We start from the raw sequence: 20,744 nt of genomic DNA on the forward strand, positions 1-20,744 counted from the left end.
CGGCGGTAGGTCGAACTGCTAGGATCTGGCCCGTGGGTCGGATCACGCGCAAGGAGTCGCACGCGCAGACGCGGGAGCGCCTCGTCCGGACCGCCCACCGCCTGTTCCTCTCGGACGGCTACAACGCGACCTCGCTCGACAAGGTCGCCACCGAGGCGGGCTTCTCGAAGGGTGCGGTCTACTCGAACTTCTCCACCAAGCACGAGCTCGGCCTCGCCGTCCTCGACGTGATCCATCAGGAGCGGGCGCTGTCGCTCGCGCGTGCGGTCGAGGGGGTCGAGACCGTCGAGGACCGGATCGACGCCTTCGCGGCCTGGGCCGAGGCCAACATCGGCGACGTCGGCTGGACCGCGCTCGAGGTCGAGTTCGCGACCAGCACCCGCCGGGTCCCGGGCGTGAGTCAGCAGCTGGCCTCCCGGCGTCGCGAGCTCACCGCGGCTGTCGCCGGTCTGCTCGAGCAGCAGGCCGCCGACCTCGGGCTCACGCTGCCCTCACCGGCCGAGGACGCCGCTGTCCGGCTGCTCTCCCTCGGCATCGGGCTCGGCGTCCAGCGCGCCTTCGACCCAGACCTCTCGGTCGCCAGCCTGGTCGACCTGCTGCGGTCGCTGCTGGAGGGTGCAGCCCGGGGCTAGCGGTCCTAGTGGGCCGGGGCGCCGTTGCGCTCGGGAGAGGGGAAGGAGGCCCGGTTCAGGCCGCGTACGGCCGGGCTCAGCAGCGTGGCGAGGGAGATCAGGACGTAGGCGATGCCGGCGATGGCGAGGATGTTCTCGATCCCGTACGCCGCAGCCAACGGCCCCATCGCCAGCTGCCCGACGGGGATGGCGATATAGGTGCCGAGCTGGTCGTAGGAGGACGCCCGGGAGAGCAGGTCGCTGGGAACGTTCTCCTGCATCGACAGCTGCCAGCCGAGGCTGAAGACCTGGATGCCGGCGCCGGAGAGGGCGGCGGCGGGCAGCAGCACGGCGAGCTCGGTGGAGAAGCCGAGCGCCGCGATCGGCAGGCCGAACAGGGCCATGCCGAGCATCCCGTAGAACAGCGGTCGCTCCAGCCGAACCTTCATCAGCACGATTGTCGCGGCGAGCACGCCGATGCCCTGGAAGGTCAGGATCAGGCCCCAGCCGCCCGCGCCCAGCGATGAGCCCTCGGCGCGCTGCGGGCCGAGGGTGAGCAGTCCGCCTTCGTAGAGCGCGTTGAGCATCGTCGCGGCGCCGACGCAGAGCCACAGCCAGCTGGTGGTGCGGAAGTAGTCCCAGCCGAGGCGCAGGTCGCCGACGACCGAGGCCTTGCTGACCGACCCGCTGAGCTTGACCGGCAGCAACAACAGCGCGGCGATGATCCAGGTGGCTGCGTCGAGCGCGAGCGCCCATCCCGCACCGACGGTGAGGACGAGCAGGCCGGCGGTGCCGGGGCCGGCGACCGCGACGACCGCCCGGGTCAGCGACATCAGCACGTTGGCCTCCTGCAGCATGGTGCGCGGCACCACGAGCGGGATGATGCCCTGCTGGGCGGGAAGTCCGGCGGCGGAGACGATGCCGTTGAGCGCGGAGAGCGCGATCAGGTGCCACAGCTCGGCGACACCGGCGATGACCAGGACGGCGACGACGGCCTGGCTCAGACCGGAGACGAGGTTGGAGACGAACAGGATCCGGGCCCGGCCCATCCGGTCGGCGAGAACGCCGCCGATGAGCATGAAGACGATCATCGGGATGGTGCGGGCCGCGAGGACGGCGCCGATGGCGATCGGCGCGTCACTCACCTCGAGGACGGCGAAGGCCAGGGCGACGGGCGCCATGAAGTTGCCCACCAGGTTGATCGAGCGGGAGGCGAAGAACCAGCGGAAGTGGGGTTCGCGAAGGGGGGCTGTCGCCGAGATCCGAGCCATTCGAGAGACAATAGACCTTCGTGGGATTTCTATCTGCCCAAAATTCTGATTTCCGTCACGAGACCGTTATCCCGGCCGCCCGCATCTCCTCGATGGCGTCTGCGCTGGTCGCCGGGGCGACGCCGGCGGCCAGACCGGCGAGCAGCCTGGTGTGGAAACCGGCGGCCCGTGCGTCGAGCGCGGTGGCACGTACGCAGTAGTCGGTCGCCAGCCCGCACACGTCGACCTCCTCCACCCCGTGGGCACGGAGCCAGTCGGTCAGGGTGGCGCCGCCGGTGGCCACACCCTCGAAGCCGGAGTAGGCCGCTGCGTACTCGCCCTTGCGGAAGATCTCGTCGAAGGTGACCGGGTCGAGGTTGGGGTGGAAGGCCTCGCCGTCGGTGCCCACGATGCAGTGCGCCGGCCACGAGCTGACGTAGTCGGGCGGGTTGCCGAAGTGGTCGCCCGGGTCGATGTGGTGGTCTTTGGTTGCCACGACCAGCCCGTACGTCTGCTCCGGCTCCTTGCTCGCCGCCCGCTCACGCAGCAGCTGACCGATGTCGTAGGCCACCCGGGCCCCGCCGTCGACCGGCAGGGACCCGCCCTCGCAGAAGTCGTTCTGTACGTCGACCACGATCAGTGCGCGCGTCATGCTCGCCAGCCTAAACGGTGGCGGTTCGTCTAGGTATGCAGTTGAGCCGTCACATCCCATGCGGAGTTCCACGTGGGATGTGACGGTTGACCTGCATACCTAGACGAACCGTCAGACGAACAGCGTCGGGATCGCCGGATCGCCCTTGAGGAGCGAGTGGGCGATGACCGGGAGCTCGGCGACCGAGGCCCGGTGGCGGTCGCGGGCCGCGTCGAGGGGCTCGCGGCCGACGACCTCGCCCTTGCGCACGAGCTGGCTGAGGAGGGGACGGTCGTTGTTGTCGCCCTCGGGAGCGGCGCCGATGCCGATCACCTCGGCGTCGGCGACATCCTTGCGGTTGCGGCGGCGCAGGGCGTACTTCCGGCCGCCGATCGAGGTCTTGGACGCGCTCTTCTTGGCGACCGGCTCGAGGTCGCCGGAGGCGCCCTCGCGGGCCACCAGCTTGTAGACGAAGCCGGCGGTCGGGTGGCCGGAACCGGTGACCAGCTGGGTGCCGACGCCGTAGCCGTCGACCGGGGCGGCGGCGAGCGCGGCGATGGCGTACTCGTCCAGGTCGCTGGTCACGATGATCTTCGTCCCGGTGGCGCCGAGGGCGTCGAGCTGGCGGCGTACGTCATGGGCGAGCAGCCCCAGGTCGCCGGAGTCGATCCGCACGGCACCGAGCTCGGGACCGGCGATCTCGACCGCCTTCGCCACCGCCTCGGCGATGTCGTAGGTGTCCACCAGCAGCGTGGTGCCCTTGCCGAGGGAGGCGACCTGGGCCTGGAAGGCCTGCTCCTCGGTGTCGTGCAGGAGGGTGAAGGCGTGCGCCGAGGTGCCGGTGGTGGGTACGCCGAAGCGGGCCCGGGCGGCGAGGTTGGAGGTGGCGGTGAAGCCGGCCACGTAGGCCGCGCGGGCGGCGGCGATCGCGGCCGCTTCGTGGGTGCGGCGCGAGCCCATCTCGATGCACGGACGCTCGCCCGCGGCGAGCGTCATCCGGGACGCCGCGGTGGCGATGGCCGAGTCGTGGTTGTAGATCGAGAGCAGCACCGTCTCCAGGACGACCGCCTCGGCGAAGCTGGCCTCGACCACGACCAGCGGCGACTGCGGGAAGAAGGTCTCGCCCTCGGCGTACCCCCAGATGTCGCCGGTGAAGCGGTAGCCCGCCAGCCACTCCAGTGTCCGGCCGTCGACGACGTCCTCGAGGATCGCCAGCTGCTCGGATTCGAAGCGGAAGGCCTCGATCGCGTCGAGTGCCCGGCCGACCCCGGCGACCACGCCGTAGCGCCGCCCGCCGGCCAGCCGCCGGGGGAACAGCTCGAAGACGGCACGGCGCTCCGCGGTGCCCGCCTTCAGGGCGGCCTGGAGCATGGTCAGCTCGTAGTGATCTGTCAGGAGCGCGGTCGAGTCCGCTGTCGAGTCCACGGGCACATCGTGGCACCAACGGCGCAGTCATGAGCGTGCCCGCGCGCAACAGACCAACTTGGAGTGCGGTATCGAGTCCGCCGACGCATACGTGGCACGATGGTTCTCATGAGCGCGCCAAGCCCCGTGGAGCTCGACGAGCCGGAGATCGACGACGTCGTCGCCCCCTCGACGCCATGGGTGACCATCGTCTGGAACGACCCGGTCAACCTGATGTCGTACGTCACGTTCGTCTTCCAGAAGTACTTCGGCTACTCCAAGAAGAAGTCGGAGAAGCTGATGATGGAGGTGCACAACGACGGCAAGTCGGCGGTCTCCTCCGGGTCGCGCGAGGAGATGGAGCGCGACGTGCAGGCGATGCACGAATATGGTCTCTGGGCGACCTTGGAGAAGCAGGAGTGATGGGCGGGTTCAGCTACCACCGCCGCAGCAAGCAGATCATCGCGACCTTCTCCGGGTTCGAGGCCGACCTGCTCCGGTCGCTGGCCTCCCAGCTCGTCGAGCTGCTGCGCAACGAGGTCGCCGCACCTGCCGAGAGCGATGATCCGCTCGAGGCGCTGCTCGACTTCTCCGGACCGACCACCGAGCCCGAGGACCCGGTGCTGAAGCGGCTCTTCCCCTCCGCCTACGGGAACGACGAAGAGGCGGCCGGGGAGTTCCGGCGGTTCACCGAGGGCGGGCTGCGTGACGGCAAGGCGCGGGCCGCCTCGACGATCATCGACTCCCTCGAGGAGGCCGGGCTCCCGCCCGAGCTCGACGAGGACGGGCTGGTCATCGACGTCGAGCTCCCGATCCCCGACGCCGAGGCGTGGATGCGCTCATTCACCGACATCCGGCTGGCGCTCGCGACCCGGCTCGGGGTCGAGGAGGGCGACGAGGACTTCTGGGACTCGCTGCCCGACGACGACCCCGCCGGCCAGGTCTACGGGATCTACCAGTGGGTCGGGATCCTGCAGGAGACCATCGTCGAAGCGCTGTGGGCGGCGTCCTGAATACACCATCGCGGTCCTCGACCGTGACGGTGTCCGGCACCCGGTCATGTGCGTCTTCGCTGCTCGGCCCGCCTAGGCTGATCCCGTGCTGACCATCGACCAGGCGACGTACGACGCGATCGTCGCCCACGCGAAGCGCGACCATCCCGACGAGGCGTGCGGGATCGTCGCGGGCCCTGAGGGGTCCGACCGGCCGGAGCGGTTCATCGAGATGATCAACGCCGCCGGCTCGCCGACCTTCTACGAGTTCGACTCGACCGATCTGCTCCAGCTCTACAAGGAGATGGACGCGAACGACGAGGAGCCGGTGATCGTCTACCACTCCCACACGGCCACCGAGGCCTACCCCTCGCGCACCGACATCGGACTGGCGATGGAGCCGAACGCGCACTACGTGCTGGTCAGCACCCGCGACTGTTTCACCGATGGGGGAAACGACGACGGCCCGGTCGAGTTTCGATCATTCCGCATCGTCGACGGCAACGTCACCGAGGAAGAAATCAGCATCGTCGCGACGTTGTCGTGACGCGCCCAAGAAACATCCAGCTAGGAGAACCCATGGCCATCGAGGTCAAGATCCCGACCATCCTCCGCACCTACACCGCCGGTGAGAAGGCAGTCAGCGCCGACGGTGCGACCCTGAGCGCCCTCATCGACGACCTCGAGGCGAACCACTCCGGCATCAAGGAGCGCCTCATCGACAACGGTGACCTGCGCCGCTTCGTCAACGTCTACATCAACGACGAGGACGTACGTTTCATCGGCGGCCTCGAGGCCGAGCTCAAGGACGGCGACCAGGTCGTCGTCCTCCCCGCCGTCGCCGGCGGCGCCGAGTAGTCACCGATTCTCCTCGAGTGGTCACCCAGCGCGAATGGGTGACCACTCGCTACCTGATGGGACGATAGACCCATGCGCTACGACAACCTGCTGGCGTCGGTCGGTGGCACTCCACTGGTGGGCCTGCCCCGCCTCTCGCCCTCGCCCGACGTACGTCTGTGGGCCAAGCTCGAGGACCGGAACCCCACCGGCTCGATCAAGGACCGCCCGGCTCTTCGCATGGTCGAGGAGGCCGAGAAGGACGGCAGGCTCCGCCCGGGCTGCACGATCCTGGAGCCGACCTCCGGCAACACCGGGATCTCGCTGGCCATGGCGGCCAAGCTCAAGGGCTACCGGATCGTGTGCGTGATGCCCGAGAACACCTCCGAGGAGCGGCGCCAGCTGCTGCGGATGTGGGGCGCCGAGATCGTCTCCTCACCCGCCGCCGGTGGCTCCAACGAGGCCGTCCGGGTCGCCAAGCGGCTGGCCGCCGAGCACCCCGACTGGGAGATGCTCTACCAGTACGGCAACACCGCCAACGCCCTCGCGCATGAGGAGGGCACCGGTCCCGAGCTCCTCGCCGACCTCCCCTCGATCACCCACTTCGTCGCGGGTCTCGGCACCACCGGCACGCTGATGGGCGTCGGCCGCTACTTCCGCTCCGCCAAGCCGGACGTACGCATCGTGGCCGCCGAGCCGCGCTACGGCGAGCTCGTCTACGGCCTGCGCAACCTCGACGAGGGCTTCGTCCCCGAGCTCTACGACGCCTCCCTCATCGACGCCCGCTTCTCCGTCGGCCCCCGCGACGCCGTCCGCCGCGTCCGTGAGCTGTTGGAGCTCGAGGGCATCTTCTCCGGCATCTCCACCGGCGCCATCCTCCACGCCGCCCTCGCCCAGGCCGCCAAGTCCCTCCAGGCCGGTGAGAAGGCCGACATCGCCTTCGTCGTCGCCGACGGGGGTTGGAAGTACCTCTCCACCGGAGCCTACGAGGGCACCATCGACGAAGCCGAGGAAGGCCTCGAGGGCCAACTCTGGGCCTGATCTCAAGTAGATCTGCCGCTTCGAGCGGCCGCCTGCCCCAGCGCTCTCAAATTGTCGGTGGGCGCGGCTAGCGTCCCGGATGCCTTGACGGTCGAGGTGTTCTGGACGGATGGCAGGGGCGGCTTGATCATGGATGGTTGGTTGGGTTCGCTTCGAGTGTCAGATATAGTCGACAGATGATCGAGGTCGTCAGGACCGGCGACTTCGACAGATGGCTGAGGAAGCTGAGGGCCCGCCGGGCCCGCCTGCGCATCGTCGCGCGCGTCGACCGGCTTGCTCACGGCAACCCCGGCGATGTGAAGCCAGTTGGCCATGGCATATCCGAGATGCGGCTGACTTATGGCCCGGGCTACCGGGTCTACTACCTACAAGACGGTGAGAAGCTGATCCTGTTGCTCTGTGGAGGCGACAAGTCCACGCAGAGCGAGGACATCGCGAACGCGCATGCTCTGGCCGAAGAGTGGCACGCAGACAAGGACGCTCAGCACGATGGCGAATGAGAAGTACCAGCGCTTCGACGCTGCCGACTACGTGGACGGCCTCGATGACATCGCCGCATATCTCGAGATCGCCCTCGAGGACTCGGCGGAGGACCCGACGGCGGTGCCTCGCGCCCTCGGCGTGATTGCGAGGTCACAGAACATGAGCGAGCTCGCTCGTCGGGTCGGAATGAGCCGCGACGGTCTCTACAAGGCGCTGTCCGCGGACGGCAACCCTACCTGGTCGACGATCCTCAAGGTGACGAACGCGCTCGGACTCCGGTTCGAGCTGCACGCCGTCGCGTAGAGGCAGGTCAGCGGCAGAAGGCGTAGACGACGAGGCCGTGGTCCTCGCCGCCGAAGACCTGGTCGAGAGCCTTGCCGGTGAGATGGGCGTCGACGTAGCGCGGGTCGGAGCCGGTGGCGACGATGGCGTGGCCGGGCAGCTTGCCGGCCATGTCGCGTGGGGCCTCGGCGCTCCAGCAGTCGTGCTTCTCGATGAGGGCGGCGGGGCTGCCGGGGGCGAGGGGACGGTCGGCCTCGGGCGTGGCGACGAGCTGGACCAGCGCCACGGCGACGGCGGATGCGTACATCGCCCAGATGCCGAGCGCCACGATCCCGTTGCTTCCGAGGATGGCTCCCACTCTGGGCCAACGCGGCAGCGGGCCGCGGGGTTACGGGCCGACGTCGGCCATGTCGTGCTCGTGGATCCAGGAGAGATGGCGGTCGTACGCGTCGGGTGACCCGAGCCGCTTGTTGCGGGCCTGGGCGCGCGGACCGTCGGGGAGGTGGAGGACGTCGGCGGCGGCCAGCGAGGCGACCTGGATCCGGCGGGTGCGGTCGCGGCGGCGTACCTCGTAGGTGGTGCGGGCGCGGTCCCGGTCGTCGTCGGAGGCGAGGCAGTCGGCCAGGACGATCGCATCCTCGATCGCCTGGGCGGCACCCTGGCCGTGGTGGGGGAGCATCAGGTGGGCGGCGTCGCCGAGCAGCGTGACCCGGCCGCGCGACCAGGTGGTCAGCGGCGGCCGGTGGAAGAGTCCCCAGCGCTCCGCGCCGGACGCCGCCGAGACCATCTGGACGAGGGCCGGATGCCAGCCGGCGTACGCGTGGACGTGCTCGTCCGGGTCGGCCGGCCAGGACCACGAGTCCGGCACCCAGGGCCCGAGCTGCCGCCTGACCAGCAGGAACGCATGGTCGCCGTCGCCGACCGGATGGTGCATCAGATGGCCGTCGGCCCCGAGCCACAGCTGCAGGCGATCGGGGTCGGGGAGCAGGGTGAGACGCGAGCGCGGCACGATCCCACGCCAGGCGACGCAGCCGGAGAACTGGGCGTCGTCGTAGCCGACGACGTGGTCGCGCAGCATCGAGCGGGCGCCGTCGGCACCGATGACCAGGTCGGCCTCGACCGTCCCGCCGCCGGCGAACTCCAGCGCGACGGGACCGTCGCCGGAGTCGGTGAGCCCGACCAGCCGGTGGCCGAGGTGGAGCCCGTCGGCGCCGAACGCCTCGGTGAGGAGCGCGTGCAGGTCGACGTGGCGGATGCCGTAGCAGGGAGCGCCTGCTCGGGCGGCGTACTCGGTCGCCGAGAGCACCCGGCCGATCGCGGCGCCGGTGTGGCCGTCGCGCCAGACCAGCCCGTCGACGGTCGCCGAGACCTCGGCGAGCCCAGGCCCGAGCCCGATGCGTTCGAGGAGCCTGGTCGCGTTGGCCGGGAGCAGCACGGCCTCCCCGGTCGGGTGCGGATCGGTCGCGGCTTCGTACACCTCGACATCGATGCCCTGACGGAGCAGCTCGATCGCGAGGGTCAGGCCACCGATTCCGGCGCCGATGATCGTGACCCGCAGGCGGCGGTCCCTGCGCAACGCGGCCCGAGCGATCCGGCCGACCGACATCAACGCTCCCTTCACGCGGTTACGTTGCGAACGTACCTCAGGGTTGCGTTTCCTTGTGGTGGTCTCGACAAGCTCAGCACTCGGTTACCGACTCACTTGACGTCGAGCGTCTGCTCCTTGTCGATGTCGCTGGTCTCGATGGGGCCGAGGCCGAGCAGGTCCAGGGCCAGGTTGCCGAGGTCGGCGTTGCGGATGGGCTGCGGGCCCTCGTAGTCGGGGCGGCCCTTGCCGGGGTCGCGGTAGTCGTCGGTGTTGAGCTCGTAGAGGTCCGTGCCGGCGCCGGCGTCCGGGCCCCACACGACGAACGGGATCCGGTAGTTCTCGTAGACCTTCTCGGAGTGGTTGGTGATGCCCGGCTTGAAGCCGTGGTCGGCGGTGAGCATGACGTCGAGGTCCTTCTTCAGGTCGGCGTCCTCGTCGATGACCTTCAAGAACTCACCGACCTCCTTGTCGGACTCTTCGACGGCGTCGAGGTAGTCCGGCGACATCCCGCCCGACTTGTGCCCAGCGACGTCGGGAAGCGAGAGATGTACGAAGGTGAGGTCCCGCTGCTCGTCGGCGAGGTCCTCGACCGCCTCCGGGACCAGCTTGGCGTGGTCGTCGATCGGCACGAACACGTCGATGTCGTCCTCCCAGGCCCGCTGCCACAGCTCGAACTTCTGCTTGGTCACGAAGACGCCCGTGCTGAGCCCGGCCTCGTGGGCGACGGTGAACATCGAGTCCTCGTCCGGGTCGATCGACTTCGCCGGGTCGCCGACGTTCCAGGTGACCCCGTGGCCGCCGGCGTCGGCGTCGATCGGGTCGCTGGTGACCATGCCGGTGTGGTTGGGCAGGGTGATGTTCTTCTCGTAGGCCGTGCGGGCGTTGAGCGTCGAGGCGCCCTCGTCGAGCAGCCGGTGGATGTTCGGCGTCTTCGCCGGGCCGAGCTCGGCCAGCGCGTCCGGGTTGAGCCCGTCGATCGAGATCGCGAGCACCTTCCGGTCGGTCTGGTCGGCCTTGCGCTCGGCACGGTCGCCACCGCCACCGCCACCGGCACCGGCACCGTCACGGTCGGGGAGCGCGGTGAGCGCCACGACGAGCACGACGACCAGGAAGATGCCGAGGGAGAGAAGTGGGAAGAGGCGACGCACCGGCACACCCTAAGTGAACCCGATGACACCCCGGGCGAACGCTCAGCGAATGTCCAGTGACTGAGTTGAGTTCAGAGTGCTGCCGGGGATGGGGCCCAGGCCGAGCAGATCGAGGGCCAGGTTGCCGAGGTCGCCGTTGCGGATCGGCTGCCTGCCGTCGTACGTCGGCCGGGTGGTCCCGGGCGCGCGGTAGTCGGGGTTGAGCCGGTAGAGCGAGGCGCCACGGGCGACCCCGGGGCCCCACACCACGAACGGGATCCGGTAGTTGGCGTAGAGGTGGGCGCTGTGGTCGGTGGCGCCGGCCTTGAAGCCGTGGTCGGCCGTGAGAATGACGTACGTCGACCCCTTGAGCGCGCTGGAGGAGTCGATGGCCTTCAGCAGCCTGCCGATGCGGGCGTCGGTGCGGATCACCGAGGCGCGGTAGGCCGCGCTCATCCCGCCGTCGCGGTGGCCGTAGTGGTCGGGGGAGCCGAGGTGGACGAAGGTGAAGGCGCGCTTCTTCTCGGTCAGATCGCGGGCGGCTCGGTCGACGAGGTCGGCGTCGCCGTCGAGCACGAACCGGCCGATCGAGGGCCACGAGCGGTCGAAGAGGCCGAACTTCGACTTCGAGGCGAACAGGGCGCTGCTCCGGCGGGCACGCCCGACCTCGCTGAAGACCGAGGAGACCGGATGCCCGGCGGCCTCCTGCACCGTCATCCAGGACCGGTCGGTGTTCCAGGTGACCCCGTGGCCGTGGGCGGAGCGGGTGATCCGGCGGCTGGTGACCATCGAGGTGTGGTTGGGGAGAGTGACGCTCTGCTCGTACTCGCTGCGCGCCTCGCGGGTCGAGGCACCGCCACGCATCAGCCGATAGATGTTGGGCAGGTGTCCCGGGCCGAGCCTCTCGATGGCGGTCACGCTGAGCCCGTCGACGGAGATCGCGAGCACTCGCTTCGTCGTCGCCGCCTGCGCGGGCCGTCCGGGCAGCTCGACCATCGCGAAGGTCACGCCCAACAGGGCCATCAGGACCATCAGCACCAGCGACCGTCGAGAAAACGTCATAACCGGACGTTAACAACAGTTTCGGGCCCTGATCATGAACGTGAGATGGATCTCGGGTATGTCTCGAGTGACCCCCAGCACTGCGAAGTGGCGGCGTTTGGGCCTAGCCTTGACGATCGTGCAGTCCGTCTCGTCCCTGGGTTCGCCCTCGCCCCTGGGTTCAGCCCAGCCCGACCGCGATGCCCCGATCGGGATCTTCGACTCGGGCTTCGGTGGTCTCACCGTCGCGCGGTCGGTGATCGACCAGCTCGCCCACGAGTCGATCCTGTACCTCGGCGACACCGCCCGCGCGCCCTACGGCCCCAAGCCGATCGCCGAGGTGCGCGAGTACGCCCTGGAGTGCCTCGACCATCTTGTCGAGCAGGGCGTGAAGGCCGTGGTCATCGCCTGCAACTCGGCCTCGGCCGCGATGCTCCGTGACGCCCGTGAGCGCTACAAGCCGCTGCCCGTCGTCGAGGTGATCCTGCCGGCGACCCGTCGTGCCGTCGCCGCCTCCCGAACCGGCCGTATCGGGGTCATCTGCACCCACGCGACGGCCGAGTCGATGGCCTACGACGACGCCTTCGCCGCCGCGCCCCACGTCTCGCTGCACACCCGGGCGTGCCCCCGGTTCGTGCCCTTCGTCGAGGCCGGCATCACCGGCGGCGACGAGCTCCTCGCCGCCGCGCACGAATATCTGGACCCGCTGACCAGCGCCGGGGTCGACACGCTGATCCTCGGGTGCACCCACTATCCGCTCCTGACTGGTGTGATCTCCTATGTGATGGGCGACAACGTGACGCTGGTCAGCAGCGCCGAGGAGTCGGCGAAGGACGTCTACCGCGTCCTCGCCGAGAACGACCTCATGCGCGAGAGCGGTGAGCCCACCTACACGTTCCTGACCACCGGCAACCCGGCCGAGTTCAAGGCGATCGGCGCCCGCTTCCTCGGCCCCGAGCTCGCGGCCGCCCAGCAGTTCGCCGGAGGGCTGGGTTCAAGGTGGCGGGGATGACGTTCGGGATGCGGCTGACCGTCATCGGGTGCTCGGGCTCCTATCCCGGGCCCGAGAGCCCCGCGTCCTGCTACCTCGTCGAGGCCGACGACTCGACCGGGCGGACCTGGCGGATCGTGCTCGACATGGGCAACGGCGCGCTCGGCGTCCTGCAGCGCTACGTCGACCCACTGCTGATCGACGCGGTCCTGCTCTCGCACCTGCACGCCGACCACTGCGTCGACATGACCTCCTACTACGTCCTCCGCAAGTGGCACCCGACCGGCCCGCAGCCGCCGATCCCGGTCTACGGCCCCAAGGGCACCGGCCGGCGGCTGGCGAAGGCCTACGACCTGCCCAAGCGTCCCGGGATGCGCGAGGAGTTCGCGTTCTCGACCTACACCGGGCCGATCCACCTCGGCCCGTTCGTGGTCACGCCGACGGCCGTGGTGCATCCGGTCGATGCGTTCGGGCTGCGGATCGAGGCGCACGGCAAGGTCATCGCCTACAGCGGCGACACCGCCGAGACCGAGGCGCTGCTCGACATCGCCACCGATGCCGACCTGTTCGTGTGCGAGGCCGCCTTCCGTGACGGTGTCGAGAACCCTCCCGGGGTCCACATCACCGGCGTCCACGCGGGCGAGTACGCCACCAAGGCTCATGTGAAGAAGCTGGTCGTCACCCACGTCCCGCCGTGGCACGACCCCGCCGATGCGCTCCGTGAGGCGCGCTCGACGTACGACGGGCCGACCGAGCTGGCGGCCACCGGCGCGGTCTACACGGTCTGACCGATCAGACCAGCCCGGCGTCGTGGACGGTGATCGCGATCTGGACGCGGTTGGTGGCGCCGAGCTTGTCGAACAGCCGCGAGACGTGCGCCTTGACGGTCGGGATGGAGAGGTAGAGCTCCTTGGCGATCTCGGCGTTGCTCAGCCCGCGCCCGACGGCGAGCGCGACCTCGTGCTCGCGCTCGGTGAGCGCCTCGAGGCGGCGCCCGGCGGCGGCGGCGCGCTCGCCGGTCGGCTCGGCACGGAGCCGGGTGATCAGGGTGCGGGTGGCCTTGGGGGAGAGGATCGGCTCGCCCGTGGCGACCGCGCGGATCGCCGCGACGATCTCGGGCGGCGGGGTGTCCTTGAGCAGGAACCCGTCGGCACCGGCGCCGAGCGCGTCGACGACGTACTCGTCGGCACCGAAGGTGGTCAGCACGATGACGCGTGGCTTCTGGGGCTCGGTCATCAGGCGCCGGGTCGCCTCGAGCCCGTTGATCCGCGGCATCCGGATGTCCATCAGCACCACGTCAGGGGCGGACGTACGCACCAGGGCGAGCGCCTCCTGACCGTCGGTCGCCTCGCCGACGACCTCGATGTCGGCCTGGCCACCGAGCATCAGCCCGAGCGCCGAGCGGACGAGCGGGTCGTCGTCGACGATCCCCACCTTGATCTTGGCCGGAATCTCTGGAGTGGTCCCTGGGCTGCTCACTGGCCCCACGGTAGCCATGCTTCGAGGATGAAGACATCCTTTTCCGTACGGTGCGCGAGCCGCCCGCCCGCGAGGTCGACGCGCTCGGTGAGCCCGACCAGGCCCAGGCCGGCGCCGGGCGTGTTCGAGTCGAAGCCGAGGCGGTTGCGCAGGTCGACGTCGATGCCGTGCTCCTCGGAGCCACGCAGCGCGACCTGCAGCAGGGCTCCCGGGGCGTGCTTGCGGGAGTTGGTGATGCCTTCCTGCACGACCCGGTAGATCGACCGTCCGACCGCCTCCGGCGGCGAGCCTTCGACGTCGTCCTCGAAGGTGATGTTCATGCCGCCCGCGCGGGCCTCCTCGACGAGGCGGCCGATGTCGGCGTACGTCGGCTGGGGCGCGGTCTCGGGGTCCTCGCCGTTGCCGCGCAGCACACCGAGCACGGTCCGGAGGTCATCGAGGGCCCGGTGCGCGCCGTCGCGGATGGTGCCGACCTCGCCCCGGACCTCGTCGGCGGAGAGGTCCTCGCGGTAGGCGAGGGCTCCGGCCTGCATGGAGATGTGGGAGATGCGGTGGGCGAGCACGTCGTGCATCTCGCGGGCGATCCGCCGGCGCTCGGTCTCGCGGGCCTGCGAGACACGCAGCGCCTGCTCGGCCTCGGCGGTCTCGGCGCGCAGCCGGAGCGTCGCGATCAGCTCACGCCGTGAGCCGATGTACATGCCCCATGCCACCAGAGCGGCGACAACCGCCACGTTGACACCGACGTTGAGGCCCCACATGGCGACGGCCGGCGTCAGGTCGTCGGAGGACGTGGAGGTGTCCATGAATGCGAACCAGAACATGCCCGCACCCAGGCTGAGCAGCGAGATCGGGATGATCTCGCGCCAGCGACGACGGGTCGCCAAGGAGACGAGCGCGAGCGCGGAGGCGCCGGCGGAGACGAGCGAGACCGCCCCGGCGATGGTCGTGAACGTGGCGATCGCGACCGGCCATCGGCGGCGCCAGAACACCAGGACCAGACAGACGACGCCCAGCCCGATGTCGAGCGCGAAACGCCAGTCGGGCCATCCGCCGACGCTGGAGGTCAACCCGAGGGCGCTGATCGCCAGTGCAGCGAGATATCGCCAGACGTGTCCCCACACACTCAGACGGGGCTGATAGGCCTCGGGCGACAGTTGCTGCACGGCGTACACGCTAGTCACCGAAGGTCACGGACACAGGATCCCGCGGTCGCGCCCGGACCCATACTTTTGTCGGGTTGCGGGTCATCCGTATGTCCGATGCAGTCCGCGCCGGCTGCACGGCAGGATGTACGCCATGATCAAAGTCGAAGGACTGACGAGGGTCTACGGGACCTTCACCGCGGTCGACGACGTGTCGTTCACCGCAGAGGCCGGCAAAGTCACCGGGTTCCTCGGCCCGAACGGCGCGGGCAAGTCGACCACCATGCGCATCATGGTCGGCCTGACCAACCCCACCAAGGGTCGGGCAACGATCGACGGCAGCCTCTATGCCGACCTCCCCAACCCCGGCCGCCACGTCGGCGTGCTGCTCGACGCCAGCGCCCAGCACGACGGCCGCACCGGCCGCGAGGTGCTCACGCTCGCCGCGATGACGATGGGCCTGCCCAAGTCGCGCGTCGACGAGATGCTCGAGCTGGTCTCGCTGACGCCGTCGGAGGCGAAGCGCCGGATCAAGAACTACTCGTTGGGTATGAAGCAGCGCCTGGGCATCGCGCACGCGCTGATCGGTGACCCCAAGGTGCTGATCCTGGACGAGCCGGCCAACGGTCTCGACCCGGCGGGCATCCGCTGGATGCGTGGCCTGCTGAAGGAGTACGCCGACCGCGGCGGCACCGTCCTGCTCTCCTCCCACCTGCTGCACGAGGTCGAGCAGATCGCCGACGAGCTGATCCTCATCGGCAACGGGCGCATCGTGGCCGAGGGGACCAAGGACACGATCCTGGCCAGCCAGGGCACCGCCGGCCAGTCGCTGGTCACCTCGCTGGACAACGAGGCGCTCACCGTCGCGCTCAAGTCCAAGGGTTACAGCGTCGAGCCGCTCGGCACCGGTATGCGCGTCTCCGCCGCACCGGCCGAGGTGGGCAAGGCTGCTCTGGAGGCCAACGTCGTGCTCACCGACCTGCGTGACGGCGGCGCCGGCCTCGAGGACATCTTCCTGCAGCTCACCGCCGAAACCCAGCGCGAGAACGTCGCGCTGATCCACGCCGAAGGAGTCTCCGCATGAGCGCCGTATCCGTAGCGCCGTCGACCCCGCTGCCCACGGCCACCAAGGTGCCGTTCGGACGGCTGGTGCTGGTCGAGTGGCGCAAGATGACCGACACGCGGGCGGGACGCACGCTGCTGATCATCTCCGCGGGTCTCCTGCTGCTCGCGATGGGCATCGTCGTCCTGGTCGCCGCCCTCAACGACAACTTCTCCGTGGACCTGGCCCTGTGGTCGCAGATCCTCGTCTTCCCGATCTCCCTGCTCACCCCGGTGCTGGCGATCCTGATCGTCACCCAGGAGTGGGGTCAGCGCACCCACATGGTCACCTTCACCCTCGAGCCGAGCCGGATGCGGGTGATCGTGGCCAAGCTCGTCGCCGTCGTGGCGCTGGTGTTGGCGCTGATGGCGGTCGCCGTCCTGTGCGGCGTCATCGGCAACGTCCTGGCGGCCGCCTTCGGCGGCTATGACGCGTCGTGGTCGCTCGACGGCACGATGTTCGGGTGGACGGTCGTCTCCCAGCTGCTCTACTTCGTGATGGCGTTCGGTCTCGCGATGTGCCTGCTCAGCACGCCGTTCTCGATCGTCGTCGTCTACACGGTGCAGCTGATCCTGCCGATCGTGGTGTGGACTCCGCTGATGGCGTTCTTCGGGTGGGCTCGCGACCTGATCCCCTTCATCGACATCGGCATCGCGACCTCTCCGTTCATGGCGCAGAGCATCACGGGGCAGTCGACGAGCCTGGAGACCTCTGACTACCTCGCCCTGGTCACCAGCATCCTCCTGTGGGTCGTCGCGCCGGTGGTCCTCGGCAGCATGCGCGTGATCAAGTCCGAGCTGAAGTAGTTCACCGGACTGTTCGCGACACGACACGCGGGGGTGGGTGCTTCGGCACCCACCCCCGTCACCGTTGTCGGACGTGGGCACCTACCTGCGTTACGCGGCGCTGGGCGACAGCGCCACCGTTGGTCTCGGCGACCCTGTCTCCACAGGGTGGCGAGGATGGGCCCGGCTGCTCGCCGAGGCTCTGGGACAGAGGTACGACGTCTCCTTCTGCAACACCGCGATCATCGGGGCGACCTCGACCTTGGTGGTCGAGCAGCAGCTCGCCGACGCGGTAGCGCACCGGCCCGACGTGGCCTCGCTGATCGTCGGGGTCAACGACGTGATGCGGTCCGCCTGGGACACCGCCAGGCTTCGGGACGACCTGATGACCTGCGCCGACGCCCTCGCGGGCCAGGGTGCGCTGCTGATGACCGCGCGGTTCCACGACCACTCGGTGATGTGGCCGATGCCGGGTTGGATGAAGCGGTCGATCCAGCGGCGTACGGCCGATCTCAACGCCATCTGGGACGAGGTCCATGCCACCTACGGTGGTCTGCGGCTCGACCTGGGTGCGGTCCCCGACCTGCACGAGCGGAGGTTCTGGGCCGCTGACCGGCTGCATCCCTCCGAGCTCGGCCACCGGCGGATGGCTCGTGCGTTCGGGGAGCAGCTGGTGACGTACGGCTTCTCCTTCGAGCCGCCGTCGCTGCAGCCGGCCGGCGGGCTGCCGACCAGCTGGCGGCAGGATCTGGCCTGGATGGCCGGTGAGGGAGTGCCGTGGATGGGGCGGCGGGCGCGGGATCTGGGGCCGTGGGTCGTGCGCCGGGCCTGGGCCCGACCCAGCGGTGAACCCCAGCAGGAGACCGTTGCATAGGGTGGTCCCGTGACCACACGAGCTGACGGGCGCGCCGACGACGAGCTGCGCCCCATCAAGATCACCCGCAACTGGCTCGACCACGCGGCCGGTTCCGTCCTCATCGAGTTCGGCAAGACCCGCGTCCTGTGCGCCGCCTCCGCCTCCGAGGGCGTGCCGCGCTGGCGCAAGGGCTCCGGGCTGGGCTGGGTGACGGCGGAGTACGCCATGCTCCCCGCCTCCACCCACGAGCGCTCCTCGCGCGAGTCGGTGAAGGGCAGGATCGGTGGGCGTACGCACGAGATCTCCCGGCTGGTCGGGCGCTCGCTGCGCGCCGTCATCGACTACAAGGCGCTCGGCGAGAACACCATCAACATCGACTGCGACGTGCTGCAGGCCGACGGTGGGACGCGCACCGCGGCGATCACCGGCGCCTATGTCGCGCTGGCCGACGCGGTCGCCTCGCTGGGTGTCTCCAAGGCGCTGACCGGCTCCGTCGCCGCGATCTCGGTCGGGATCATCGACGGTGTGCCGCGGCTCGACCTGCCCTACGAGGAGGACGTCCGCGCCGAGACCGACATGAACATCGTGATGACCGGCGAGGGCAAGTTCGTCGAGGTGCAGGGCACTGCCGAGGGCGCCGCCTTCGACCGCGCCGAGCTCGACCTGCTGCTGGCGCTGGGCGAGAAGGGCTGCGCCGACCTGACCAAGCTGCAGGAGGCCGCCCTTGCCGGCTGAGCCGAGGATCCACGTCGCCTCGCGCAACGCCAAGAAGCTGGGAGAGATGTTCCGGATCCTCTCGCCGCTGGTGCCCGGGGTCTCGGTCGTCGGCCTCGACGACGTCCCCCACTACGACGAGCCGGTCGAGGACGCACCGACGTTCGAGGGCAATGCGCTGATCAAGGCGCGGGCCGGTTTCAAGGCCACCGGCCTGCCGACCGTCGCCGACGACTCGGGTCTCTGCGTCGACGCCCTCAACGGGATGCCCGGCGTGCTCTCGGCCCGCTGGGGCGGCCCACCCAAGTCGGATGCCCGCAACAACGAGCTCTTGTTGGCGCAGCTCTCCGACGTCCCCGACGAGCGCCGCGGCGCCCACTTCGCGTGCGCGATCGCCTTCGTCTCGGACGCTGGCGAGATCGTCGTCGAGGGACGCATGGACGGACGGATCATCCGCGAGGTCCGCGGTGACGGCGGGTTCGGCTACGACGTCCTGTTCGTCGCGGTCGACACCGAGGACGGACGTACGTCTGCCGAGCTGTCGATCGAGGAGAAGGACGCCATCTCCCACCGCGGGCGGGCGCTGCGCGAGATCGCTCCTCAGGTGGCGTCGCTGCTGAGCTGACCCTCGAGGCCGATCTGCCAGTCGAAGAGGCCCTGCTCGACCAGCACGGTGAGCAGGGCCTTGTCGAGCCCGGTCGCGATCGCGACGCCGATGAGGACCAGGACGATGCCGAGCACCTTGTGGAAGGCGCCCTCCGGATCGATCGCCCAGCGGAGCCCGGCGAGCAGTGCGCGCCCGCCCGCCATGACCGCGGCCAGCAGGAGGGTCAGGCCGGCGACGTAGGCGATCAGGTAGCCGAGCCCGCGCAGCGGCTCGGCCGGGAGGATGGCCGCCACGATCAGCGCGTACGTCGGACTGCAGGCGCTGAAGACCGGGCCCATGCTCGCCCCGAGGAGGACGTCGCCGCCGATCCCGTCGCGGGTCCTCGCGCGGGCCAGGTGCTCCTGGGCACGAGAGCCGAGCCCGAGGCGGAACGCCACCGCGTCCCATAGCCGGGGCCAGATCATCACGACACCGAAGAGCGCCACGATCACGCCGGAGACGACGCTCCAGAACCGTGGCGGGACATCGATCAGCAGCGTCGTCGACTTGAGCACGACGCTGAACACGATGACGGAGACGCCGAGCGCGGCGACCGCCACCCACGGCCGCCGCTCGCCGGTCCCGCGGGAGAAGATGGCCGGCACGAACGCCACCACGCACGGGGCGAGCACCGAGAGCGCGCCGGCGAGGAACGACGCGATCAGCAGCGTCACCGGGTGTGCTCGAGGATGGCGTCGACCGACTTGTCCTGGCCATAGCCCGACCACAGCTTGATCCGCTTGCCGGTGGCGTCGACGCGTACGAAGGTCGACTGGATGGTCACCTCGTACTTCTTGCGCAGGTCTGTCGCGGAGTCGTAGTCGACCTTCAGGATCTGCGCTCCGTCCGGCACCGTCCCGCTCTCGATCGCCTCCTCGAACCCACGACACTCCGGGCACCACGGGGCGTGGAAGAAGAGGATCGTATCGGTGTAGCACACGTCGGCGGCCGCCTCGGCGGAGTAGTCGGCGTAGCGGCCCGGCGCCTCGCAGGCGGGGTCCTCGGCAGGCATCTCGCCGGGAGGGGACTCGGCGGGAGCGGACTCGACGGGTGATGGCGTCGAGGCGGCGGCCGGGGGCGCCGGGTCACTGGCCCGTTCGGCGTTGCTGCCGCAGCCGGCGGAGAGGAGGACGAGGGCGATCACAACCACGAGGCGCGATGTCATGTGGCTGGGTTCGGAGCGGTTCCCCGCACGGATGGGTGTTCAGGGGGCGCATGGGGCCAGTCAATCGGGCGGATCAACCGATCAACGGCGTGAGCACCAGCCCGCCGATCGTCAAGACGAGGTTGAGCATCGCGAAGAACGCGCCGATGATGCCGGCAACGCGGGCGCTCCCGGCGAGCGGGCGACCACCCCGGGTGAGGCCCGCAGATGCAGCGGCGCAGGCGCCGAAGATGCCCGGCGCTCCGGACCAGAAGAACACGACCGTGACGACGGCGAGGGCGAGCAACAGGAACGAACCGACCCGGGCCCCTGCCGGCGTCCGTGCAAGCAACAGGAGCAGGCCGACGCCGATGACCAGGGCCGCGGTGCCGAAGATCGAGATGGCGATGATCGACTCGACCGGGCCCTCGCTGTGGTACGGGTCCTTGTCGGTGAGCACGATGTCGCCGGTGTGCACCCCGAGCTGGGCGAGCACGCACACGGCGTACACGCCACCGACGAGCACCCTGGCGGACGGGAGCTGCACCGTTCGCGGTGCCGTCGATGTCGACATCTGAGCCTCCGTCGTTCGCGCCCG

The 20,744-nt window shown here is 69.7% G+C and carries 27 protein-coding genes; 15 read left to right on the forward strand and 12 right to left on the reverse strand.

The genetic code is table 11. The features are described from left to right. Positions 1-32: 32 nt before the first annotated feature. Complete coding sequence (locus tag ACIA03_RS12410; RefSeq protein WP_396982731.1) at positions 33-632, forward strand: TetR/AcrR family transcriptional regulator; 600 nt, start codon at positions 33-35, stop codon at positions 630-632. A gap of 5 nt (positions 633-637) precedes the next feature. Here ACIA03_RS12410 and ACIA03_RS12415 read toward each other — a convergent pair whose 3' ends face one another. From ACIA03_RS12415 to ACIA03_RS12425, 3 genes are all read right to left on the reverse strand, one after another. Beyond that, positions 638-1,882 carry an MFS transporter gene (locus ACIA03_RS12415; protein WP_396982733.1) on the reverse strand — a complete coding sequence of 415 codons (1,245 nt, stop codon included), beginning with the start codon at positions 1,880-1,882 and terminating at the stop codon, positions 638-640. Positions 1,883-1,937: 55 nt separating this feature from the next. Further along, positions 1,938-2,513, reverse strand: coding sequence for an isochorismatase family protein (locus tag ACIA03_RS12420; RefSeq protein WP_396982734.1), 576 nt, complete (start codon positions 2,511-2,513; stop codon positions 1,938-1,940). Positions 2,514-2,624: 111 nt separating this feature from the next. Continuing rightward, positions 2,625-3,917 (reverse strand): nicotinate phosphoribosyltransferase, encoded by a 1,293-nt coding sequence (locus ACIA03_RS12425; RefSeq protein ID WP_396982736.1) that lies wholly within the window; start codon positions 3,915-3,917, stop codon positions 2,625-2,627. 108 nt (positions 3,918-4,025) lie between these two features. Here ACIA03_RS12425 and clpS point away from each other — a divergent pair, with 108 nt between their 5' ends. The 7 genes from clpS (at position 4,026) to ACIA03_RS12460 (ending at position 7,552) form a co-directional block, all read left to right on the forward strand. Then, positions 4,026-4,319: an ATP-dependent Clp protease adapter ClpS gene (gene clpS, locus ACIA03_RS12430; protein WP_201451084.1), complete on the forward strand. Its 294-nt coding sequence runs from the start codon at positions 4,026-4,028 to the stop codon at positions 4,317-4,319. After that, positions 4,319-4,909: a DUF2017 domain-containing protein gene (locus tag ACIA03_RS12435; RefSeq protein WP_396982737.1), complete on the forward strand. Its 591-nt coding sequence runs from the start codon at positions 4,319-4,321 to the stop codon at positions 4,907-4,909. The genes clpS and ACIA03_RS12435 overlap by 1 nt, the downstream gene beginning before the upstream one ends. Positions 4,910-4,994: 85 nt before the next feature. Further along, positions 4,995-5,435: a Mov34/MPN/PAD-1 family protein gene (locus ACIA03_RS12440; protein ID WP_378834372.1), complete on the forward strand. Its 441-nt coding sequence runs from the start codon at positions 4,995-4,997 to the stop codon at positions 5,433-5,435. Positions 5,436-5,467: 32 nt separating this feature from the next. Continuing rightward, the gene (locus ACIA03_RS12445; RefSeq protein WP_396982739.1) at positions 5,468-5,746 is read left to right on the forward strand and encodes a MoaD family protein; all 279 of its coding nucleotides are present in this window, start codon (positions 5,468-5,470) and stop codon (positions 5,744-5,746) included. Between the two features lie 72 nt (positions 5,747-5,818). Continuing rightward, on the forward strand, positions 5,819-6,766 hold the full coding sequence (locus ACIA03_RS12450; RefSeq protein WP_396982741.1) for a PLP-dependent cysteine synthase family protein: 948 nt from the start codon (positions 5,819-5,821) through the stop codon (positions 6,764-6,766). Between the two features lie 176 nt (positions 6,767-6,942). After that, complete coding sequence (locus ACIA03_RS12455) at positions 6,943-7,266, forward strand: type II toxin-antitoxin system RelE/ParE family toxin (protein ID WP_396982743.1); 324 nt, start codon at positions 6,943-6,945, stop codon at positions 7,264-7,266. Then, positions 7,256-7,552, forward strand: coding sequence for an addiction module antidote protein (locus tag ACIA03_RS12460; protein WP_396982745.1), 297 nt, complete (start codon positions 7,256-7,258; stop codon positions 7,550-7,552). Before ACIA03_RS12455 ends, ACIA03_RS12460 begins: the two co-directional genes overlap by 11 nt. Before the next feature lie 7 nt (positions 7,553-7,559). Here ACIA03_RS12460 and ACIA03_RS12465 read toward each other — a convergent pair whose 3' ends face one another. The 4 genes from ACIA03_RS12465 to ACIA03_RS12480 all read right to left on the reverse strand — a co-directional run bounded on the left by ACIA03_RS12465 (position 7,560) and on the right by ACIA03_RS12480 (position 11,308). Next, positions 7,560-7,889 carry a hypothetical protein gene (locus ACIA03_RS12465; RefSeq protein WP_396982747.1) on the reverse strand — a complete coding sequence of 110 codons (330 nt, stop codon included), beginning with the start codon at positions 7,887-7,889 and terminating at the stop codon, positions 7,560-7,562. Between the two features lie 30 nt (positions 7,890-7,919). After that, complete coding sequence (locus ACIA03_RS12470) at positions 7,920-9,152, reverse strand: FAD-dependent monooxygenase (protein WP_396982749.1); 1,233 nt, start codon at positions 9,150-9,152, stop codon at positions 7,920-7,922. Between the two features lie 77 nt (positions 9,153-9,229). Beyond that, positions 9,230-10,267 (reverse strand): alkaline phosphatase family protein, encoded by a 1,038-nt coding sequence (locus ACIA03_RS12475; RefSeq protein WP_396982751.1) that lies wholly within the window; start codon positions 10,265-10,267, stop codon positions 9,230-9,232. Between the two features lie 42 nt (positions 10,268-10,309). After that, complete coding sequence (locus ACIA03_RS12480; RefSeq protein ID WP_396982753.1) at positions 10,310-11,308, reverse strand: alkaline phosphatase family protein; 999 nt, start codon at positions 11,306-11,308, stop codon at positions 10,310-10,312. 118 nt (positions 11,309-11,426) lie between these two features. On the opposite strand from ACIA03_RS12480, the gene murI reads away from it, so the two are divergent. Both murI and ACIA03_RS12490 read left to right on the forward strand, forming a co-directional pair. Continuing rightward, positions 11,427-12,299, forward strand: a complete 873-nt coding sequence (murI, locus tag ACIA03_RS12485) for a glutamate racemase (protein ID WP_396982755.1) — start codon at positions 11,427-11,429, stop codon at positions 12,297-12,299. Next, positions 12,296-13,066 carry an MBL fold metallo-hydrolase gene (locus ACIA03_RS12490; protein WP_396982757.1) on the forward strand — a complete coding sequence of 257 codons (771 nt, stop codon included), beginning with the start codon at positions 12,296-12,298 and terminating at the stop codon, positions 13,064-13,066. Before murI ends, ACIA03_RS12490 begins: the two co-directional genes overlap by 4 nt. A 4-nt stretch (positions 13,067-13,070) precedes the next feature. Here the strand turns inward: ACIA03_RS12490 and ACIA03_RS12495 are convergent, their stop codons facing one another. Together ACIA03_RS12495 and ACIA03_RS12500 are read right to left on the reverse strand one after the other, a co-directional pair. Continuing rightward, on the reverse strand, positions 13,071-13,757 hold the full coding sequence (locus ACIA03_RS12495) for a response regulator (protein WP_396982759.1): 687 nt from the start codon (positions 13,755-13,757) through the stop codon (positions 13,071-13,073). Then, the gene (locus ACIA03_RS12500; RefSeq protein WP_396982761.1) at positions 13,754-14,920 is read right to left on the reverse strand and encodes a sensor histidine kinase; all 1,167 of its coding nucleotides are present in this window, start codon (positions 14,918-14,920) and stop codon (positions 13,754-13,756) included. The genes ACIA03_RS12495 and ACIA03_RS12500 overlap by 4 nt, the downstream gene beginning before the upstream one ends. A 133-nt stretch (positions 14,921-15,053) precedes the next feature. Between ACIA03_RS12500 and ACIA03_RS12505 the strand changes: the two genes are divergently transcribed. The 5 genes from ACIA03_RS12505 (at position 15,054) to rdgB (ending at position 18,981) form a co-directional block, all read left to right on the forward strand. Then, the gene (locus ACIA03_RS12505; protein ID WP_396982763.1) at positions 15,054-15,983 is read left to right on the forward strand and encodes an ABC transporter ATP-binding protein; all 930 of its coding nucleotides are present in this window, start codon (positions 15,054-15,056) and stop codon (positions 15,981-15,983) included. Next, a complete protein-coding gene (locus tag ACIA03_RS12510; RefSeq protein WP_396982765.1) occupies positions 15,980-16,807 on the forward strand; it encodes a hypothetical protein in 828 nt (275 codons plus the stop codon). The genes ACIA03_RS12505 and ACIA03_RS12510 overlap by 4 nt, the downstream gene beginning before the upstream one ends. 73 nt (positions 16,808-16,880) lie before the next feature. Next, positions 16,881-17,660 carry an SGNH/GDSL hydrolase family protein gene (locus tag ACIA03_RS12515; RefSeq protein ID WP_396982767.1) on the forward strand — a complete coding sequence of 260 codons (780 nt, stop codon included), beginning with the start codon at positions 16,881-16,883 and terminating at the stop codon, positions 17,658-17,660. Positions 17,661-17,669: 9 nt separating this feature from the next. Continuing rightward, positions 17,670-18,377: a ribonuclease PH gene (rph, locus tag ACIA03_RS12520; protein WP_396982769.1), complete on the forward strand. Its 708-nt coding sequence runs from the start codon at positions 17,670-17,672 to the stop codon at positions 18,375-18,377. Beyond that, positions 18,367-18,981, forward strand: a complete 615-nt coding sequence (rdgB, locus tag ACIA03_RS12525; RefSeq protein WP_396982771.1) for an RdgB/HAM1 family non-canonical purine NTP pyrophosphatase — start codon at positions 18,367-18,369, stop codon at positions 18,979-18,981. Before rph ends, rdgB begins: the two co-directional genes overlap by 11 nt. Here the strand turns inward: rdgB and ACIA03_RS12530 are convergent. The 3 genes from ACIA03_RS12530 to ACIA03_RS12540 all read right to left on the reverse strand — a co-directional run bounded on the left by ACIA03_RS12530 (position 18,957) and on the right by ACIA03_RS12540 (position 20,720). Continuing rightward, positions 18,957-19,676: a cytochrome c biogenesis CcdA family protein gene (locus ACIA03_RS12530; RefSeq protein WP_396982774.1), complete on the reverse strand. Its 720-nt coding sequence runs from the start codon at positions 19,674-19,676 to the stop codon at positions 18,957-18,959. The two genes, rdgB and ACIA03_RS12530, sit on opposite strands and share 25 nt — an antisense overlap. Next, complete coding sequence (locus ACIA03_RS12535; RefSeq protein ID WP_396982776.1) at positions 19,673-20,167, reverse strand: thioredoxin family protein; 495 nt, start codon at positions 20,165-20,167, stop codon at positions 19,673-19,675. Before ACIA03_RS12535 ends, ACIA03_RS12530 begins: the two co-directional genes overlap by 4 nt. A 73-nt stretch (positions 20,168-20,240) precedes the next feature. After that, the gene (locus tag ACIA03_RS12540) at positions 20,241-20,720 is read right to left on the reverse strand and encodes a hypothetical protein (protein ID WP_396982778.1); all 480 of its coding nucleotides are present in this window, start codon (positions 20,718-20,720) and stop codon (positions 20,241-20,243) included. Positions 20,721-20,744: the final 24 nt, after the last annotated feature.

The sequence above is a fragment of the Nocardioides sp. NPDC051685 genome (assembly GCF_044453405.1).
GTDB lineage: Bacteria > Actinomycetota > Actinomycetes > Propionibacteriales > Nocardioidaceae > Nocardioides.

Excerpts from the sequence above, each read along its gene's own strand:
- ACIA03_RS12415 (WP_396982733.1), bottom strand. The coding sequence starts at position 1,882 with ATGGCTCGGATCTCGGCGACAGCCCCCCTTCGCGAACCCCACTTCCGC.
- ACIA03_RS12420 (WP_396982734.1), bottom strand. The coding sequence starts at position 2,513 with ATGACGCGCGCACTGATCGTGGTCGACGTACAGAACGACTTCTGCGAG.
- clpS (WP_201451084.1), top strand. The coding sequence starts at position 4,026 with ATGAGCGCGCCAAGCCCCGTGGAGCTCGACGAGCCGGAGATCGACGAC.
- ACIA03_RS12435 (WP_396982737.1), top strand. The coding sequence starts at position 4,319 with ATGGGCGGGTTCAGCTACCACCGCCGCAGCAAGCAGATCATCGCGACC.
- ACIA03_RS12445 (WP_396982739.1), top strand. The coding sequence starts at position 5,468 with ATGGCCATCGAGGTCAAGATCCCGACCATCCTCCGCACCTACACCGCC.
- ACIA03_RS12450 (WP_396982741.1), top strand. The coding sequence starts at position 5,819 with ATGCGCTACGACAACCTGCTGGCGTCGGTCGGTGGCACTCCACTGGTG.
- ACIA03_RS12455 (WP_396982743.1), top strand. The coding sequence starts at position 6,943 with ATGATCGAGGTCGTCAGGACCGGCGACTTCGACAGATGGCTGAGGAAG.
- ACIA03_RS12460 (WP_396982745.1), top strand. The coding sequence starts at position 7,256 with ATGGCGAATGAGAAGTACCAGCGCTTCGACGCTGCCGACTACGTGGAC.
- ACIA03_RS12480 (WP_396982753.1), bottom strand. The coding sequence starts at position 11,308 with ATGACGTTTTCTCGACGGTCGCTGGTGCTGATGGTCCTGATGGCCCTG.
- ACIA03_RS12490 (WP_396982757.1), top strand. The coding sequence starts at position 12,296 with ATGACGTTCGGGATGCGGCTGACCGTCATCGGGTGCTCGGGCTCCTAT.
- ACIA03_RS12505 (WP_396982763.1), top strand. The coding sequence starts at position 15,054 with ATGATCAAAGTCGAAGGACTGACGAGGGTCTACGGGACCTTCACCGCG.
- ACIA03_RS12510 (WP_396982765.1), top strand. The coding sequence starts at position 15,980 with ATGAGCGCCGTATCCGTAGCGCCGTCGACCCCGCTGCCCACGGCCACC.
- ACIA03_RS12535 (WP_396982776.1), bottom strand. The coding sequence starts at position 20,167 with ATGACATCGCGCCTCGTGGTTGTGATCGCCCTCGTCCTCCTCTCCGCC.
- ACIA03_RS12540 (WP_396982778.1), bottom strand. The coding sequence starts at position 20,720 with ATGTCGACATCGACGGCACCGCGAACGGTGCAGCTCCCGTCCGCCAGG.